The organism is Nocardia sp. NPDC057668 (assembly GCF_042799795.1).
GTDB lineage: Bacteria > Actinomycetota > Actinomycetes > Mycobacteriales > Mycobacteriaceae > Nocardia.
Window position 1 is genome coordinate 436,547 of sequence record NZ_JBHVIC010000007.1, and the last position, 15,890, is coordinate 452,436.

Below are 15,890 nucleotides of genomic sequence, written 5' to 3' on the forward strand. Positions count from 1 at the left end.
GAGTGAGCGTGAGTAAGAGTTTCACGGCCGACGAGATCCGCGACGGCCTGGAGAAGATCAAGGCCGACGGCGAGTCCGCGCCCCGCGCGGGCCGCGATCCGATCAATCAGCCCATGATCAACAACTGGGTCGAGGCGCTGGGCGACGCGAACCCGATCTACGTGGACGAGGCCGCCGCGCGGGCGGCCGGGCATCCCGGCATCGTGGCGCCGCCGGCCATGGCCCAGGTGTGGACCATGCTGGGCCTGGGCGGTATTCGCGCCGACGACGACCCGATGACCCGCACCAACGATCTGTTCGACGCGGCCGGGTTCACCTCCGTGGTCGCGACCAACTGCGAGCAGGTCTACCACCGCTACCTCGAGGTCGGCGAGCAGGTCACGGTGCGCTCCAGCATCGGGGACATCGTGGGACCCAAGAAGACCGGGCTCGGCGACGGCTGGTTCACCACCTACCTCACCAACTGGTACGTGGGCGACGAGCTCGTCACCGAGATGAAGTTCCGGATGCTGAAGTTCGCGCCCGGGACCGGAAAATCGGCTGCCCCCGCGGATTCCGGTGCGGTGCCGGCCGAGGATCTCGCCAAGCGGGTGCGGCCGACGGTCTCCAAGGACACCGAATTCTTCTGGGACGGCGTCAAAGCCGGCGAGTTGCGCATTCAGCGGCGGCCCGACGGCTCGCTGCAGCATCCGCCGGTTCCGGCGCTGTGGCAGGACCACACCGAGCAGAGCGACTACGTCGTGGCCTCCGGGCGCGGCACCGTCTTCAGTTTCGTGGTGCACCACGCGCCGCGCGTGCCCGGACGGCAGCTGCCGTACGTGGTCGCGCTGGTCGAGCTGGAGGAGGGCGTGCGGATGCTCGGTGAGCTGACCGGCGTCGATCCGGCCGAGGTCGAGATCGGGATGGCTGTCGAAGCCGGGTTCCTGCAGCTCGACGAGGACAACACCGTGCCGTACTGGAAGGCCGTCAAATGACCACAGTCGAGTTGTCGGCCATCGAGGTCGGAACAACGTTGCCGGAGTTGGTGATTCACGCCGACACCACGTTCATCGTCTCGACGGCGCTGGCCACCCGGGATTTCCAGGACGTGCACCACGACCGGGACAAGGCGCTGGCTCGCGGGTCCAAGGACATCTTCGTCAACATCCTGACCGACACCGGTCTGGTGCAGCGGTTCGTGACCGACTGGGCCGGGCCGAGCGCCCGCGTGAAGTCGATCGCGCTGCGCCTGGGCGTGCCGCTGTACGCGGGGGACACCCTGACGTTGTCGGGCACGGTCGCGGCCGTGGACGGCGCGGATATCACCATCGATGTGGTCGGCAAGGATTCGCTCGGCGATCACATCACGGCGAAAGCCGTTATCTCCCTGAAGGAGGCGCAGTGAGTGGCCTGAGCCGCGCCGCCGCGATCGTCGGCATCGGCGCGACCGACTTCTCCAAGGACTCCGGCCGCAGCGAGCTGCGCCTGGCCGCCGAGGCGGTCACGGCCGCCCTGGCCGACGCCGGTCTCACCCCCGCCGACGTGGACGGCCTGACGACCTTCACCATGGACACCAATACCCAGGCCGCCGTGGCGCGCGCCGCGGGCATCCCGTCCCTGAAGTTCTTCAGCAACATCCCGTTCGGCGGCGGCGCGGCCGCGGCGACCGTGCAGCAGGCCGCCATGGCGGTCGCGACCGGTGTGGCGGATGTCGTTGTGGCGTACCGCGCGTTCAACGAGCGATCCGGAAATCGCTTCGGGCAGTTCGCCACTCACTTGGCGACCGGCAATCCGAGTTCGTCCGGCGTGGACAACGGCTTCTCCTACACCCACGGCCTGGGCACCCCGGCCGCGCAGGTGGCGATGGTGGCCCGGCGTTACATGCACGTATACGGCGCGCGCAGCGAGGATTTCGGCCGCATCGCGGTCGCCGACCGCAAGCACGCGGCGGTGAATCCGGCGGCGCACTTCTACGGCAAGCCGATCACCCTCGAGGAGCACCAGGCGTCCCGCTGGATCGCCGAGCCCCTGCACCTGCTGGATTGCTGCCAGGAGACCGACGGCGGCGTGGCGATCGTGGTCGTCTCGGCCGAGCGCGCGAAGGATCTGCCGAACAAGCCGGCCCTGATCGCCGGTGCGGCACAGGGTTCCGGTGCGGACCAGTACGTGATGACCAGCTACTACCGCGACGGCATGTCCGGCCTCCCGGAGATGAAACTGGTGGGCGACCAGCTCTGGTCCCAGAGCGGCCTCCGCCCCGAGGACATGCAGGCCGGGATCCTCTACGACCACTTCACCCCCTTCGTCCTGATGCAGCTGGAGGAACTCGGCTTCTGCGCCCGCGGCGAGGCGAAGGACTTCATCGCCGACGGCGCGATCGAGCTCGGCGGCCGCCTCCCCCTGAACACCCACGGCGGTCAGCTCGGCGAGGCTTACATCCACGGCATGAACGGAATCGCCGAGGGCGTCCGCCAGATCCGCGGGACGTCCGTGAACCAGGTCCAAGGCCTGGAGAACATCGTGGTGACCGCCGGCACCGGCGTCCCGACCTCGGGCTTGGTGCTGACCACAAACTGAGCCGAGCCGCGCGAATGCCTGAGTGGACACGTTGCCGCTCAGGCATTTTCGTGTTCGAGGCTCCTCGTCACCACTGCACGCTTCAGTCCACGCTGCCGGGAGGTGCGACCCAGACCTGGGACTGCCGGGTCACGGCGGCTATGTGTTCGAAATCGGCGTCGTAGTGGACCAGAACGGCGCCGTGGTACTCGGCCACCGCCGCGGTCAACAGATCGACGATGCCCGCGGCTCGGTGTAAACCCTGGCGGGCCATCAGTTGTTGCACTTCCCGGGCGCGGTCGGCGATGGCCTCGTTGATCGGCAGATTGATGTACATGGCGCGGCGGCGCTGTGCGATGTTCTGCACGTCGGCGAGGTTTCGGCCCGAGTAGCCCGCTTCCAGATCCACCGTCACGCAGGTCGCTGCGGCTCGGTCCGCGATGAGGCCGGTCAGAACATTGCGCACGGACTCGTGGCGCAATCGTGCTGCCGCGGAGGTGTCGATCAAATGCAGCCGCAACGGCGTGGGGTCGGTCAACGGCGAGCCTTGCGCATGACTTCCGGATCGCCGATGTCCGGCCCGACACCGAAGCCGTACGGGTCATCGAGCACCTGCTCTATCCGCCGCCGGCGCTGCGCCACGAACTCCAGTGCCGCGTTGACCGTGTCCTTCTTCGTGGTCGTCCCGAGTTCCTTGGCCGCCAGCGCCAGCGCTTCGTCGTTCAGGTCGATCATGGTTTTCATATGTCTCATTATATGTCTCCAGCAATATTCTCAGCAATATTGCTGGAGGACTCGGGGCGACGGGCCTGGTGGATGGGTCAGCGGCGGTGGAAGAGGCGGTAGAGGTTGAAGTCGTAGCCCCAGCCGAAGGTCTTGGGGGTGAGGAAGCGGGGGTCGTCGGGATTCCACCAGCGGGCCTTCGTGCGGGCCAGGGTCGGGCGGCGCCAGTCGTAGGGCATGCCGAGGAAGTGGCCCTGGGGATCGGGGGGTGGCACGCGGCCGGAGTCGGGTTCGGTCATGAGGCCAGTTAACAACGGTTCGGCGGGGCGGGGGTGGAACCGCGTGGCCGGGATGTCACACCTCGGCGGGGTGCGTCGTCCTTCTCGTGAACAGGGATTCACACCGTTGGAAGGACACGACCATGAACACCGCTTACCACGTCGTCGGGGTTGTCGCCGCTCTCTGGATCGGGTTCTCGGCGTACTCGATCGTCACCAGGCAGGCGTTTGTTGCCGAGCCGCTCGTCGAGTACGGCGTGCCGGGGAGCTGGTGGAACTGGCTGGGGCTGGCCAAGGCGGCCGGGGCGCTGGGGCTGATCGTGGGGTTCTTCGTGCCGGCCGTGGGGATCGCGGCGGCGATCGGGTTGATCCTGTACTTCGCCGGGGCGGAGATCACCATCCTGCGGGCGCGGTCGTACAAGACGCTGCCGTTCCCGCTGCTGTACATGATTCCGGCCATCGCCACGCTGGTGCTGCAGCTCGCGGTGTGAGGGGTGCGAAGTTTCGTCAGGGGATGTCGTGCCCGGCCGGTGGGCGTAGTTTGGGAGATGGCCGGGCACGGGAAGGGGCTGGGGATGATTCAGGATCGATTCAGAGACATTGCGGCGGTGGATGGTTCGCTCATCTACGGGCCGCCGCACGAGACCGCCGACGGGGCCACCATCATCACGGTGACCGGGACCGGCGGGTTCTTCCGGCCGCGCCCGCGCCCGCTCGGGGTGTTCGTGGTGCACGGGGGTGAGGTGACCTGGGAGCCCGCGACCGACAAACAGCTGGTCGCGTTGCTGGGTGTGCTGACGGGGTTGATCGCGGCCGCCTTCGCGACCGGCGCGATGCTACGCAGGCCGCCGTGGCCGGATATTCGGATCACCAGCAACAGCTGAGGAATCGCGCCGCGCACACCGCACTCGAACCCGCGCGCACGTCTCGCGCCCGGTACTCCGGGGCTGCATGCCGGGGCCGCCGCGGTCGATGAGCCACTGTGCGAGCCGGCAGGAATGTGGGTCAGCGGCAGCGTCGTTTTCCGCGCCGGCGCGCGTGGTTGTAGAACTTCGCCGCTCTACTCGTGCGCGCGGAGTTGGATTGTCAGCACACGGGTGAGCTGCCGCCGGCTTTCCGGTGTACCCGGGACGAGAGTTGTTCTCGCGCCTGCGAATCGGTCGAAGACAAGGCCCTCGATGACCGCGATGAAATCGGCCGCAGCCTCGGCTGGGGATCGGGAGCCGAGAGCTCGGTAGAGCTCGGTCGCATGCCGATGCGAGAACAGGCAGCCGACCAGCTTCGCGTGCAACTCCTCGTCGCCCTGTAGCTCGATGATCAGTGCGTGCCGGACTATCAGGTGATTGCGGCGTTGTGCCAGTAGGCGATCCAGCCAGTCGGCGATACCTAGCGCGAGCGCCGGAATATCGATGTCGCCGGACGTGCTGTCACCCGGCGTGCCGCCACCTGCTCGGCTGTTGCTCGGCCCGTTGACGCTCGGCTCGGTTCCCGGCGACGTGCCGGCTCCCGGCTCGATACCCGGCACCCGCAGCGTCTCGCCCGCGGCCGCGAAATCGGAGCGCGAGCGCAGGGCTATGTGATCCACGATCGCTTCGATGAGAGCGCGTTTGGTGCGGAAGTAGTACGACGTCGAACCCGGGGGCAGCTCGAGCGCGGTGTCGAGCGCGCGGTGGGTGAGGGCGCGCAGCCCCTGTGCGGCAACGAGATCGATGGCGCTGTCCACGATGCGGGTGCGCCGATCGAGTGTGGAGGTGGTCACCTTCGCTCCTCTGCGGGGTCGTAATCCTCTACAACTATAGAGGAGACTCTACGGATGTAGAGGAACGGAGGCAGTGATGGATACCCGGGCGATCGTTCTCGACCCCGATCAGCGCGTTGCCGCGGATCGGCTCGCCGCGCTGGCCCTTGCCGCGGGCTGGAGCCGAACCGGAACCGGGGGAGTGGGCGAACGCCTTTCCGGCCTGTTCGGCCACCGCCTCGCCCGGCCGCACGCACACCCCGCCCGCACACGCCGCACCCCCGCACCGCGCGGCCTCTACCTGCACGGCGGCCCCGGCCGCGGCAAGACCATGCTCATGGACCGCTTCCTGGCCGGCGTCGACCCGAAACGCGCCCGCCGCTTCCACTTCCACGGCTTCTATGCCCGGCTGAACGCGGCCATCCACGAACACGGCGACGTCGACGCCGCCGCCCTCGCCCTGCTCGGCGATGCCGAGCTCATCTGCTTCGACGAATTCCACGTGCACGACAGCGGCGACGCGCGCCTGGTCGCCCGCCTGCTGGAACTGCTGTTCGCCCGCTCCGTCACCCTGGTGCTGACCTCGAACTACCCGCCCCGCGAACTCCTCCCGAACCCGCTGTTCCACACCATGTTCGAGCCGACCATCGACCTCATCCTCGAACACCTGGACGTGCTGCCGGTGAACGGCCCGGTCGACTACCGCACCCTGGGCGACCGCACCACCGGCTTCGCGGCCGGCCGCTACATAGTCGGCCCCTGCCCCCTGACCGGGCACGCCGAGGTACCCATCGCCCACCGCACCCTCACCGCGCGGGCAGCCGGAACCGACTCCCTCACGGTCGATTTCGCCGATCTCTGCGGCATCCCGGTCGCCGCCGCGGATTACCTGCCCCTGTGCGAGCGCTACCGCCACTGGACCGTCTGCGCCGTCCCCGACCTGACCACGGTCGACGCCGAATGGGTCATGCGTTTCGTGAACCTGGTCGACATCCTCTACGACGCCGACCTGGACCTGACCCTCTACGCCGACGTCCCCCGATCCGCCCTCGGCACGCAGGTGTCCCGCGTCCCCGACCTCTACCGCACCCTCAGCCGACTCGGCGAACTGACCCCCGAGCCGGCGGCCGCCACCCGATAGGCCGCTCGCTTCGCGAACCCGCAGCCAACGGCCGGCGGGGACCGGCGCACAACCGCCCGGCGACGCCCGGGTGAACCGGCCGACCAGATCGACGCGCGGGATTCATGTCCCGTCAACGCGGACGGGGTCTTTCGTTGCGGGCCGCTTTCTACCGTGCTGGAGGAGGCAGCACCGAACCGGAGGGGACCGATGCGAATCCGCGAACAGCAGGCCCGGCACTTCCAGGGTTCCGGCAGCCGGAATCCGAGCGTCCCGGGCGTCCGGCTCCGGGTACTGGTCGTCGCCGAGTCCTTTCTTCCCCAGGTCAACGGCGTCACCAATTCCGTTCGCCGGGTGCTCGATCACCTGGCCGCCAAGGGCCACGAGGCGGTGCTGGTCGCGCCCACCGGGCCACCCAAGTACGCGGGTTTCCGCGTCCACGTGGTGCGGGGGGCGCGACTTCCCTTCTACCGAGACTTTCGCATAGGTCTCGAGACCCGGCGCCGATTGCGCCGGATCATGCGGGAATTCGAGCCTGACGTGGTGCACATCGCCTCCCCGGCCACCCTGGGCTATCAGGCCGCGCGGGTGGCGGGCGAACTCGACGTCCCCACGGTGGCCATCTACCAGACCGATCTGGTCGGCTTCGCCGAACGCTACGACCTGCCGGGCGGGGCGCGCACCATGGCCGCGCTCACCCGCCGCATCCACCTTCAGGTGGATCGCACCCTGGCCCCGTCCACCGCGAGCCTGCGCCAGCTGGAGCTGATGGGTATCCCCGGCCTGGCGCGCTGGCCGCGCGGGGTCGACCTGGAGCAGTTCGGTCCCTTCCGCCGCTCGGCGGAACTGCGAGAACGCCTCGCGCCCAACGGCGAAACCCTCGTGGGTTACGTCGGCCGCCTGGCCCCGGAGAAGGAACTCGAACTCCTGGCTCATCTGCGACCGCTGCCCGGCGTGCGCCTGGTCGTGGTCGGCGGCGGCCCGGAGGAGAAGCGGCTGCGCAAACTGCTGCCGGGCGCGGCCTTCCTGGGTGTGCTGCACGGGGACGAGCTGGGCGCGGCCTACGCCTCGCTCGACGTCTTCGTGCACACCGGCCGGCACGAAACCTATTGTCAGGCCGCCCAGGAGGCGCTGGCCTCGGGCGTGCCGGTGGTCGCGCCGCGCTCGGGCGGCCCCATCGACGTGGTCGACCCCGGGGCCGGATTCCTGTACCCCCCGGGCGATGCCGCTGCCCTGGTGGACCACGTGCGCCGCCTGGTGGACGATCCACGCCTGCGGGAGCGGACCGCCGTCGCGGCACAGCGCAGTGTGCGCGACCGATCCTGGTCCGCCGTCAATGAATTGCTGATCCGGCACTACCGCGAGGTGATCGGACAGCGCCACTCTCTGCCAGGTAGCGGTGAGCTTCGCGCCCCGCTGACCAAGGAGGCGTCCTGATGCTGCGCATTTCCGTCATCGGCACCGGCTATCTGGGTGCCACCCATGCCGCGGGCATGGCCGAACTCGGTTTCGACGTGCTCGGCGTGGACAACAATCCGGCCAAGGCCACGGCCTTGGCGGCCGGGCTGGTGCCCTTCCACGAGCCGGGCCTGCCGGAGTTGCTGTCCGGGCACGTGTCGGCCGGCAAACTCCGCTTCGGCACCTCGCTGCCCGAGGCCGCGCGCTTCGCCGATATCCACTTCCTGTGCGTCGGAACCCCGCCCGGCCCGCACGGCGCCGCCGATCTGTCCCAGCTCTATTCGGCGCTGGACGGCCTGGTCCCGCATCTGACCCGCAACTGCCTGATCGTGGGCAAGTCCACGGTGCCGGTCGGCACCGCCGAGGCGCTGGCCGCGCGCATCGCCGAGCTGGCCCCCGAGGGCATCTCGGTGGATCTGGCCTGGAATCCGGAGTTCCTGCGCGAGGGCCACGCGGTGCACGACACCCTGCACCCGAACCGCCTGGTCTTCGGGGTCACCACGCCCGACGCCGAATGGGCGCTGCGCCAGGTCTACGCCACCCCGATCGCGGGCGGCGCACCGGTCGTGATCACCAATCTGCCGACCTCGGAGTTGATCAAGGTCGCCGCGAACGCCTTTCTGGCCACGAAGATCTCGTTCATCAACGCCATGGCCGAGCTGTGCGAGCTGACCGGCGCGGACGTGACCCAGCTGGCCGACGCGCTCGGTCACGACGACCGCATCGGCCGCAAGTTCCTCGGCGCCGGACTGGGCTACGGCGGCGGCTGCCTGCCCAAGGACGTGCGCGCGCTCATCGCCCGCGCGGGTGAGCTGGGGGCGAGCGAATCGGTGGACTTCCTGCGCGATATCGACGCCATCAACGTGCGCCGCCGCGAACGCGTGGTGGACATGACCCTGGAGCTGTTGCGCGGCAACGGCCGTCGCCCCCGCGGCCGGGTGGGCATTCTCGGCGTCGCCTTCAAACCGCTCTCGGACGACGTGCGCGATTCGCCGGCCCTGGACGTCGCGGTTCGCCTGCAGGCGGCGGGCCTCGAGGTCACGGTCTTCGATCCGGCCGCGACGACGCCCGCCCGCGCGGTGGCCCCGCAGCTGGTCTACGCCGCGACCGCGGCCGCCGCCCTGCACGAGGCGGACGTGGTTCTGCACCTCACCGAATGGAACGAATTCCGGGAACTGGACCCGGTTTTCCTGCGCTCGGTGGTCCGCGGCGGGATCCTGATCGACGCCCGCAACACCCTGGATCCCACACCGTGGCTGGCCGCGGGCTGGGACTTCCGTGCCCTGGGCCGCCTGATCGAATCCGACGCCTCGACCACCGCCCCCGCGTCCATCCCGGTCCGGGACTACACCGCGGCCCGCGCCCGGATGCGCCGCGCCCAGCCCGAAGTCCCCGGCGCGCCCACGGATTCGGCCCTCACCCGCCTGCGCGCCCGAGTCCGCCGCACGGCCTGAACCTCGTCCGGTGCTCGGCAGGGGCCGAGCCCGCTTTCGCACCTCGCCCAGGGCCGGCACGGAGTCGCTGTCCGAACCCGTGCCGGCGCCGCGGCGGGCGGTCCACCGGATTCGGTCGTACACGGGCGTGTACGTGGCCGCCGCGCAGCATTGGTCGGCCGGCTGCCCTTGTCGGCGCCGGGCGACAATCCCCGCATCGGTGTGACCCGTTGGCGTTCACGGTGTTCGCGCGTGGTTCGCCGGCGCGGTCGTCGCGAGCAGTCGGCACGTGCACGCGCAGCCCCGGCGGCGGGCCCGCGCACGGTCGGGCCGGGGGCTCGCGGCGGTGCGTCCAGTGGTCGCCGAACGCTCGCTCGCGCGTGGCTAATTGTGCGCGTTCACAGGAGAACCCGTGCCAGTTAGTGCTGCTTCGGCCCCGGGATATATGCGTAATCCATATATGTAACCGGTGTTATCCATTTCCCCCCTGACGGACCTACCGGCATGTAACTATGTGCCTGATTTGCAGGACTCTGGTTAGGGGCACATGTGACTGGGGTGGGGACGCTGGCATCTCGCGCGATCGGACTGATCGCGCTGCTGGTGCTGGCCGTGGTCGCCCTGCGCGGCCACATTCCCGGCGCGGGCGGTCCCGCCGCGCCGCACACCCCGTCGGCCGTCGCGGTGGCGCTCATGCCGGTGCTGCTGCTGGTCTCGGTGGTGATCCTGGCGGCGGGAGTGATCAATTCCCAGCATCGCCTGCCGCTGTCCATGCCCGAGCCCGACGTCACCCCCGCGCGCGGCCCGCGCAAACTGGGCCGCCTCGGCCTGCTGGTGCTCATCGGCGTGACCGCACTGGCGCTGCTGTGCACCGCGGTGGTGTCGGTGTACCTGGTCGGCCCGGGCCGGGACGCCACGACCGATACGCCCGGCGTATCGAGCACCGAGACCACCGGTCCGGTGGAACCGCTGCCCCCGCCGCCGGACGTGATCGAGAACCCGCCGCTGAGCGGAACCGCCCTGATCCTGGTCGGTCTCGGCGCGGCCCTGCTGGTGCTGGTCGCCATGACCGGCCTGGTGGTGGTCGCGGTGAGCTCGACCCGCCGCCCGCCCGCGAAAGCCGGTGCGCCCGAAGCGCCGACGCCCGCCGAGGCGGTCTCGCTGGCCAAGGTCGCGGAAATGGGCCTGGCGGCCATGATCGCGCCGGGTCAGGATCCGCGCACCGCGATCATCGCCTGCTACGTGGCCATGGAACGCGGTCTGGCCCAGGCGCGCGAGGTCGCGCCGCTCGCCTCGGACACCCCGTCCGAAGTGCTGGCGCGCGCCTTCGATCGCGGCTTCCTGCGCGACGCCTCGGCGCGCGAGCTGGTGTCGCTGTTCGAGGAAGCTCGCTTCAGTCCGCACTCCATGCTGGAGTGGCAGCGGATGCGGGCCGAGCAACTGCTCCGTATCGTATTGGCGGACCTGCAGGGGCAGGCGGCATGAAAAACGTTGTCGCACTGTGTATCGAGCAGGAATCGGGGTGTGGGGGATGAACCGGATCGGCATAGTCGTCGGTGCGCTGATAGTGGTCGCGGCCCTGGAGTTCGCGGCCTACAGCGGCGAGCGGGATACGCTGCTGCCCTTGGCCGGGATACCGGTCGCCGGGGCACTGGGCCTGCTGGTGTGGACGTTGCTCGAGCGGTCCCGCAGGCAGGGACCGAGCCTCGAGGACAACGAGATCGACAACGGCCCGGCGGAGATGCTGCGGCGCTGGGAAGCGCGCGCCACCATGCTCGCCGACCGCTCCGAGGGCTCGCGCGCGGATTGGGATCGCCACCTGCGGCCCCTGCTGGCGAAGGAGTTCGAACTCACCAGCGGCCACCGCATGGCGAAGAACCGGCGCGCCACCGAGGCCGCCGGACTGCTGCAGTTCGGTCCCGAACTGTGGCGCTGGGTGGATCCGGCCAATTCGGCGCTGCGCGATCAAACCAGTCCGGCGCCGGGCCGTCCGGCGCTGGACGAGATCCTGCGCCGCCTCCAGAACATGTGAAACAGGGTTTGAGATGCGAGTACTGATATGAGTTCACCGATGGACGTGACCATCAAGCGCACCGACGCGGTGCTGCGCGAAATGTCCCGGGTGGTGGTCGGCAAACGGGATGAGCTGCAGCTCATCATGATCGCGGTGCTCTCCGGCGGTCACATCCTCATCGAGGATCTGCCCGGCCTGGGTAAGACGCTGATCGCGCGCTCGTTCGCGACGGCGCTCGGGCTGAACTTCACCCGGGTGCAGTTCACGCCGGATCTGCTGCCCGCGGACCTCATCGGTTCCACGATCTACGACATGCATTCGGGCCGGTTCACCTTCCGGCGCGGCCCGGTCTTCACCAACATGCTGCTCGCGGACGAGATCAACCGCACCCCGCCCAAGACCCAGGCGGCGCTGCTCGAGGCCATGGGCGAGGGCCAGGTCTCGATCGACGGCGAGACCTTCCAGCTGCCACAGCCTTTCGTGGTCATGGCCACCGACAATCCCATCGAGTACGAGGGCACCTACCCGCTGCCGGAGGCGCAGCTGGACCGGTTCGCCATGCAGCTGCGGCTGGGATATCTGTCGGAGAGCGACGAGATGCAGATGATCCGGCGCCGCCTCGAGCGCGGTTCCCAGCCCGGGCAGGTCGGCCAGGTGGTCGATGCCGAGGGGCTGATGGAGATGCGCCAGTCGGTGGAATACGTGACCGTGCACCCCGACGTCGTCGGCTACGTGGTCGCCCTCGCGCACGCCACCCGCGGCCACCCGCAGGTGGAGGTGGGCGCGAGCCCGCGCGCCGAACTGGACCTGGTGCAGATGGCCCGGGCCCGCGCCCTGCTCAACGGCCGCGACTTCGTGGTGCCCGAAGATGTGAAGGCGCTGGCCATTCCGGCCATGGCGCATCGCATCACGCTGCGCCCGGAGATGTGGGTGCGCCGCATTCGCGGTGAGGACGTGATCGCCGAACTGCTGCGCCGGCTTCCGGTGCCGCGCGCCAGCACCCCGGCGTGAGGCGCGCATGATTCGTCGCGACATGAGCGCCGCCCGCGCGCTGACGGCGTGCTCGCGGCCGGGCGCCGGACCGGGCCGTGATCGCGGGGTGCGCCCGTGAGACATCGTGATCTGTCCACCGCCATCGAGGCCGAACTCCAGTGGCGGCCCGCGCCGTTGGTGTTCATGCTGGCCGCGGTGTCGGCCCCGGCGCTGATCTTGGCGGTGATCTTCGGGCAGTGGCAGCTGGTGGTGTTCGCCGCGCCCATGCTCGGGGTGCTGGCCACCGCGCCGCTGCAGCAGAGCCGCACCCGGATCCAGGTCGACGGCGGCGGGGTGGTGCGCTGCTTCGAGACCGAGGAGGTGGTGCTCACCGCGTCCGCGTTCGTGGAGTCCGGGCACGCGCTGCTGCGGGTGCATTCGGAACCGTTGCCCGCCATGGAGATGCGGGTCGAGGAGGCGTTCGACTCCGGGGCCGCCCCCGCCGGACTGCGGCTGGCGCTCTCGGCCGTACGGTGGGGCCGCTACCCGGTGCCGGTGCGGGTGACCGCGCTGAGCCCGGCCGGGCTCTCGGTCGCCTCGGTGCGGCTGCCCGCCGGTGAGGTGTACGTGTACCCGATCACCGATCCGCAGCCGATGCGGTTGCCGCGCACCGAACTTCCCGAGCGCATCGGTACGCACCTGACTCGCCGGCACGGTCCCGGCGTGGAATTCGGCGACGTGCGCGTGTACGCGCCCGGCGACCAGATGCGCACCGTGAACTGGGCGGTGAGCGCGCGCCGCGGCCGGCTCTTCGTGACCGAGCGCTTCACCAACCGCGCCGCGGATGTGGTTGTGCTGGTGGACACCTCGATGCAGGCGCCCGGCCCGGCCTCGGAGTCGCTGGAGCTGTCCGTGCGCGGCGCGGCACAGGTCGCGCAGTCGGCGCTGCAGTCGGGCGACCGCACCGCGGTGGTGTGCCTGGGCCGTTCGCCGCGCTGGCTGCGCCCCGACATCGGCCGCCGCCAGTTCTATCGCATCGTGGACACGGTGCTGGACGTCGGCGACGAGCACATTCCGACCTCGGGCACGCTGGCCCCGCACGGGGCCGTGCCCATCGGCGCGGTGGTGGTGGCGTTCTCGACGCTGCTGGACACCCAATTCGCCCTGGGGCTCATCGATCTGCGCAAGCGCGGGCACGTCGTCGTGGTGGTGGACGTCCTGCGGGGCCCGCCCTTCCACGCCGATCTGGACTCCACGCTCGCGCGCATGTGGCAGCTCGAGCGCACCTCCATGTACCGCGACATGGGCACCGTGGGCGTGGATATCGTGCCCTGGCCCGGTGATGCGCGGCTCGATCAGGTCATGCGCCTGATCCCCGAACACCGTCGCACCGTGCGGGTGCGCCGATGACCAGATTCCTCGCGGTGCTCTCGGGGCTGCTGCTGACCCTGGCCGTGGCTCTGGTCGAGCCCTGGGCGGTGGTGCCCGCCCTGGTCCTGGTCGTGGCCGGGTGGCGGTGGCGAGTGTGCGCGGTCGGCGCGGTCCTGGTCGCCCTGGCCGTGCTCACCCTCACCGATACCGGCGCCCTGATCGCGGGCGCGATCGGTTTGGTGGCCACCACGTATCTGCTGAACACCGCGACGGTCTCCGCCCCGGTGGGAGTGGTTCCGACCACCATCCCCTCGGTGGCCGGAGCACTCGTGTTCACCGTGGCGGCGGGCGCCGCGACATTGCTGCCCACCGGGCTGGCGTGGATTCCGATCGCCGCGCCGATCGCGGTGATTCTGCTGTACGCCTTGATCGTTCGCGGCCTGTCCCAGGATCGGCGGCCGGTCGACGCGGTGGGTACGGGGTAGCCGGATCCGGTGCTACTGCAGCGCCGGTGGCATGCGGGTCGGCTTGATGCGGCCCGCGTCGATCAGGAGGCGGAAGGCGGCTGCCTTGCGCGGGCACTCCGCGACGGTGCAGCGGCGGTGCTGCTGCATGGTCCGGTGCGCCTCGTACAGCCCGAGCGGATTGTCGGGGGCGCCGTGGGACCAGTCGGAGCGTCTCAGGAGCAGATCGGTGGATCCGGTGTCCTCGTTGCTGATTCGCTGACGAATCCGTTCCACCGAGAGTCTGTCCGGGTCGCGATGTGGATGATGCAGGCTCACGTACGTGACGGCCATGATCGTGAGCATTGCCAGGGTGGCTGTGAACACCTGCCAGCCGGCCATTGGTTCACCTTCTCGTCTATCGGATGTAGATCGGGTAAGCGGTTACTTCGGCCTATCGGTTATGGCGTTCCACCCGGTACAGCGGATACCGCGTAGTTCGCTAGATATTCACCATACGACCGAGGGGGTGCATTGGGCCAGTACCACATCGGTCAAAAACTGCCGAATTTGGGCCTATAACAGCAACTTACCGACCGGTTCCGGCGCGAAGTACGCCGAAAGTTTGCGAAGATTCTCCCGATAGCGGACGATGCGCATCGTCACGGCCGCGGCCGGTGCCGGCGATACTGAAAACGCACTGGGCCGCAACCGGAATCGATTGCGGCCCAGTGCGTTCCTGCCAGCGGATCAGGCGGTGACCGCCGCCCGCTCACGCTGGAGTTCCAGGGCGATGTCGATGAGCTGATCCTCTTGGCCGCCGACCAGCTTGCGCTTGCCCGCGCGCACCAGCATCTCCGCGGCGGAGACACCGTAACGCTCGGCCTGGCGCTCGGCGTGTCGCAGGAAGCTGGAGTACACGCCCGCGTAGCCCATCATCAGCGCCTGCCGATCGAGCAGGCACTCGGACGGCATGGCCGGGCGGACGACATCCTCGGCGGCGTCGGTGACGGCGAAGAAGTCGACGCCGGTCTTGACGCCGAGCTTGTCGCACACGCCGATGAACGCCTCGACCGGAAGGTTGCCCGCGCCCGCGCCGAAACGCCGTGCGGAGCCGTCGATCTGGGTCGCGCCCGCCCGCACCGCGTACACCGAGTTGGCCACGGCCAGACCGAGGTTCTCGTGCCCGTGGAAGCCGACCTGCGCGTCATCGCCGAGTTCGGCGACCAGCGCGGAGACGCGGTCCGAAACCTGCTCCAGCACAAGTGCGCCCGCCGAGTCGACGACGTACACGCACTGGCAGCCCGCGTCGGCCATGATCCGCGCCTGCTTGGCCAGCAGCTCCGGGGTGGTGCTGTGCGCCATCATCAGGAAGCCGACGGTCTCGAGGCCCAGATCCCGCGCGTAGCCGAAGTGCTGGATGGACACATCGGCTTCGGTGCAGTGGGTGGCGATGCGGCAGATGGACGCGCCGTTGTCCTGCGAGATCTTGATGTCTTCCTTGACGCCCACGCCGGGCAGCATCAGGAAGGCGATCTTGGCCTGCTTGGCGGTCTCGGCGGCGGCCTTGATCAGTTCCTGCTCCGGGGTCTTGGAGAACCCGTAGTTGAACGAGGATCCGGCGAGGCCGTCGCCGTGGGTCACCTCGATGACCGGCACGCCGGACGCGTCGAGCGCGCCCACGATGTCCCGGACCTCGGTGACGGTGAACTGGTGGCGCTTGTGATGCGAGCCGTCCCGCAGCGAGGTGTCGGTGACGCGCACGTCGATTTCGCCCGAGTAGGGCTTCAGCACATTGCTCATGG

General features: G+C 69.4%; 19 protein-coding genes. 13 read left to right on the forward strand and 6 right to left on the reverse strand.

The genetic code is table 11. The annotated features are described in order from the left end of the window. Positions 1 to 8 precede the first annotated feature (8 nt). From ACFVBH_RS35305 to ACFVBH_RS35315, 3 genes are read left to right on the forward strand one after another with little or no spacing between them, the layout of a single operon-like run. A complete protein-coding gene (locus tag ACFVBH_RS35305; RefSeq protein ID WP_379008471.1) occupies positions 9 to 974 on the forward strand; it encodes a bifunctional MaoC family dehydratase N-terminal/OB-fold nucleic acid binding domain-containing protein in 966 nt (321 codons plus the stop codon). After that, positions 971 to 1,384: a MaoC family dehydratase gene (locus ACFVBH_RS35310; protein WP_354989748.1), complete on the forward strand. Its 414-nt coding sequence runs from the start codon at positions 971 to 973 to the stop codon at positions 1,382 to 1,384. The genes ACFVBH_RS35305 and ACFVBH_RS35310 overlap by 4 nt, the downstream gene beginning before the upstream one ends. Next, positions 1,381 to 2,556 carry a lipid-transfer protein gene (locus ACFVBH_RS35315; protein WP_379008474.1) on the forward strand — a complete coding sequence of 392 codons (1,176 nt, stop codon included), beginning with the start codon at positions 1,381 to 1,383 and terminating at the stop codon, positions 2,554 to 2,556. Before ACFVBH_RS35310 ends, ACFVBH_RS35315 begins: the two co-directional genes overlap by 4 nt. Positions 2,557 to 2,638: 82 nt before the next feature. Here ACFVBH_RS35315 and ACFVBH_RS35320 read toward each other — a convergent pair whose 3' ends face one another. The 3 genes from ACFVBH_RS35320 to ACFVBH_RS35330 all read right to left on the reverse strand — a co-directional run bounded on the left by ACFVBH_RS35320 (position 2,639) and on the right by ACFVBH_RS35330 (position 3,557). Then, complete coding sequence (locus tag ACFVBH_RS35320; RefSeq protein ID WP_379008477.1) at positions 2,639 to 3,073, reverse strand: PIN domain-containing protein; 435 nt, start codon at positions 3,071 to 3,073, stop codon at positions 2,639 to 2,641. Continuing rightward, positions 3,070 to 3,279, reverse strand: coding sequence for a type II toxin-antitoxin system VapB family antitoxin (locus ACFVBH_RS35325; protein WP_379008480.1), 210 nt, complete (start codon positions 3,277 to 3,279; stop codon positions 3,070 to 3,072). Before ACFVBH_RS35325 ends, ACFVBH_RS35320 begins: the two co-directional genes overlap by 4 nt. 77 nt (positions 3,280 to 3,356) lie before the next feature. Then, positions 3,357 to 3,557 carry a DUF5808 domain-containing protein gene (locus ACFVBH_RS35330; protein WP_354989744.1) on the reverse strand — a complete coding sequence of 67 codons (201 nt, stop codon included), beginning with the start codon at positions 3,555 to 3,557 and terminating at the stop codon, positions 3,357 to 3,359. A 122-nt stretch (positions 3,558 to 3,679) separates the two neighbouring features. Between ACFVBH_RS35330 and ACFVBH_RS35335 the strand changes: the two genes are divergently transcribed. Beyond that, positions 3,680 to 4,027 (forward strand): DoxX family protein, encoded by a 348-nt coding sequence (locus ACFVBH_RS35335; protein ID WP_379008485.1) that lies wholly within the window; start codon positions 3,680 to 3,682, stop codon positions 4,025 to 4,027. An 84-nt stretch (positions 4,028 to 4,111) separates the two neighbouring features. Further along, positions 4,112 to 4,420 (forward strand): hypothetical protein, encoded by a 309-nt coding sequence (locus ACFVBH_RS35340; RefSeq protein ID WP_354989742.1) that lies wholly within the window; start codon positions 4,112 to 4,114, stop codon positions 4,418 to 4,420. A 176-nt stretch (positions 4,421 to 4,596) separates the two neighbouring features. Here ACFVBH_RS35340 and ACFVBH_RS35345 read toward each other — a convergent pair whose 3' ends face one another. Next, positions 4,597 to 5,295, reverse strand: a complete 699-nt coding sequence (locus tag ACFVBH_RS35345) for a TetR/AcrR family transcriptional regulator (protein WP_379008490.1) — start codon at positions 5,293 to 5,295, stop codon at positions 4,597 to 4,599. Between the two features lie 76 nt (positions 5,296 to 5,371). On the opposite strand from ACFVBH_RS35345, the gene zapE reads away from it, so the two are divergent. The 8 genes from zapE to ACFVBH_RS35385 all read left to right on the forward strand — a co-directional run bounded on the left by zapE (position 5,372) and on the right by ACFVBH_RS35385 (position 14,127). After that, positions 5,372 to 6,415, forward strand: coding sequence for a cell division protein ZapE (zapE, locus tag ACFVBH_RS35350; RefSeq protein WP_379008494.1), 1,044 nt, complete (start codon positions 5,372 to 5,374; stop codon positions 6,413 to 6,415). 189 nt (positions 6,416 to 6,604) lie between these two features. After that, the gene (locus ACFVBH_RS35355; protein ID WP_379008498.1) at positions 6,605 to 7,831 is read left to right on the forward strand and encodes a glycosyltransferase family 4 protein; all 1,227 of its coding nucleotides are present in this window, start codon (positions 6,605 to 6,607) and stop codon (positions 7,829 to 7,831) included. Positions 7,832 to 7,833: 2 nt separating this feature from the next. Further along, positions 7,834 to 9,306 carry a UDP-glucose dehydrogenase family protein gene (locus ACFVBH_RS35360; protein ID WP_379008761.1) on the forward strand — a complete coding sequence of 491 codons (1,473 nt, stop codon included), beginning with the start codon at positions 7,834 to 7,836 and terminating at the stop codon, positions 9,304 to 9,306. A gap of 528 nt (positions 9,307 to 9,834) precedes the next feature. Next, positions 9,835 to 10,770, forward strand: a complete 936-nt coding sequence (locus ACFVBH_RS35365; protein WP_379008502.1) for a DUF4129 domain-containing protein — start codon at positions 9,835 to 9,837, stop codon at positions 10,768 to 10,770. 46 nt (positions 10,771 to 10,816) lie between these two features. Beyond that, the gene (locus ACFVBH_RS35370) at positions 10,817 to 11,317 is read left to right on the forward strand and encodes a hypothetical protein (protein ID WP_354989737.1); all 501 of its coding nucleotides are present in this window, start codon (positions 10,817 to 10,819) and stop codon (positions 11,315 to 11,317) included. A gap of 27 nt (positions 11,318 to 11,344) precedes the next feature. After that, positions 11,345 to 12,310, forward strand: a complete 966-nt coding sequence (locus tag ACFVBH_RS35375) for a MoxR family ATPase (protein WP_354989736.1) — start codon at positions 11,345 to 11,347, stop codon at positions 12,308 to 12,310. Positions 12,311 to 12,406: 96 nt separating this feature from the next. Next, positions 12,407 to 13,681 (forward strand): DUF58 domain-containing protein, encoded by a 1,275-nt coding sequence (locus tag ACFVBH_RS35380; protein ID WP_379008506.1) that lies wholly within the window; start codon positions 12,407 to 12,409, stop codon positions 13,679 to 13,681. After that, complete coding sequence (locus ACFVBH_RS35385; protein WP_379008509.1) at positions 13,678 to 14,127, forward strand: hypothetical protein; 450 nt, start codon at positions 13,678 to 13,680, stop codon at positions 14,125 to 14,127. Before ACFVBH_RS35380 ends, ACFVBH_RS35385 begins: the two co-directional genes overlap by 4 nt. Before the next feature lie 12 nt (positions 14,128 to 14,139). Here the strand turns inward: ACFVBH_RS35385 and ACFVBH_RS35390 are convergent, their stop codons facing one another. Both ACFVBH_RS35390 and dmpG read right to left on the reverse strand, forming a co-directional pair. Beyond that, positions 14,140 to 14,487 (reverse strand): hypothetical protein, encoded by a 348-nt coding sequence (locus tag ACFVBH_RS35390; protein ID WP_354989733.1) that lies wholly within the window; start codon positions 14,485 to 14,487, stop codon positions 14,140 to 14,142. A gap of 348 nt (positions 14,488 to 14,835) precedes the next feature. Beyond that, positions 14,836 to 15,888: a 4-hydroxy-2-oxovalerate aldolase gene (gene dmpG, locus ACFVBH_RS35395; RefSeq protein WP_354989732.1), complete on the reverse strand. Its 1,053-nt coding sequence runs from the start codon at positions 15,886 to 15,888 to the stop codon at positions 14,836 to 14,838. Positions 15,889 to 15,890 lie beyond the last annotated feature (2 nt).

Bases quoted from the DNA above. Each gene is read 5' to 3' on its own strand.
- ACFVBH_RS35310 (WP_354989748.1), top strand. From the start codon at position 971: ATGACCACAGTCGAGTTGTCGGCCATCGAGGTCGGAACAACGTTGCCG.
- ACFVBH_RS35325 (WP_379008480.1), bottom strand. From the start codon at position 3,279: ATGAAAACCATGATCGACCTGAACGACGAAGCGCTGGCGCTGGCGGCC.
- ACFVBH_RS35330 (WP_354989744.1), bottom strand. From the start codon at position 3,557: ATGACCGAACCCGACTCCGGCCGCGTGCCACCCCCCGATCCCCAGGGC.
- ACFVBH_RS35335 (WP_379008485.1), top strand. From the start codon at position 3,680: ATGAACACCGCTTACCACGTCGTCGGGGTTGTCGCCGCTCTCTGGATC.
- ACFVBH_RS35340 (WP_354989742.1), top strand. From the start codon at position 4,112: ATGATTCAGGATCGATTCAGAGACATTGCGGCGGTGGATGGTTCGCTC.
- zapE (WP_379008494.1), top strand. From the start codon at position 5,372: ATGGATACCCGGGCGATCGTTCTCGACCCCGATCAGCGCGTTGCCGCG.
- ACFVBH_RS35355 (WP_379008498.1), top strand. From the start codon at position 6,605: ATGCGAATCCGCGAACAGCAGGCCCGGCACTTCCAGGGTTCCGGCAGC.
- ACFVBH_RS35370 (WP_354989737.1), top strand. From the start codon at position 10,817: ATGAACCGGATCGGCATAGTCGTCGGTGCGCTGATAGTGGTCGCGGCC.
- ACFVBH_RS35375 (WP_354989736.1), top strand. From the start codon at position 11,345: ATGAGTTCACCGATGGACGTGACCATCAAGCGCACCGACGCGGTGCTG.
- ACFVBH_RS35385 (WP_379008509.1), top strand. From the start codon at position 13,678: ATGACCAGATTCCTCGCGGTGCTCTCGGGGCTGCTGCTGACCCTGGCC.
- ACFVBH_RS35390 (WP_354989733.1), bottom strand. From the start codon at position 14,487: ATGGCCGGCTGGCAGGTGTTCACAGCCACCCTGGCAATGCTCACGATC.
- dmpG (WP_354989732.1), bottom strand. From the start codon at position 15,888: ATGAGCAATGTGCTGAAGCCCTACTCGGGCGAAATCGACGTGCGCGTC.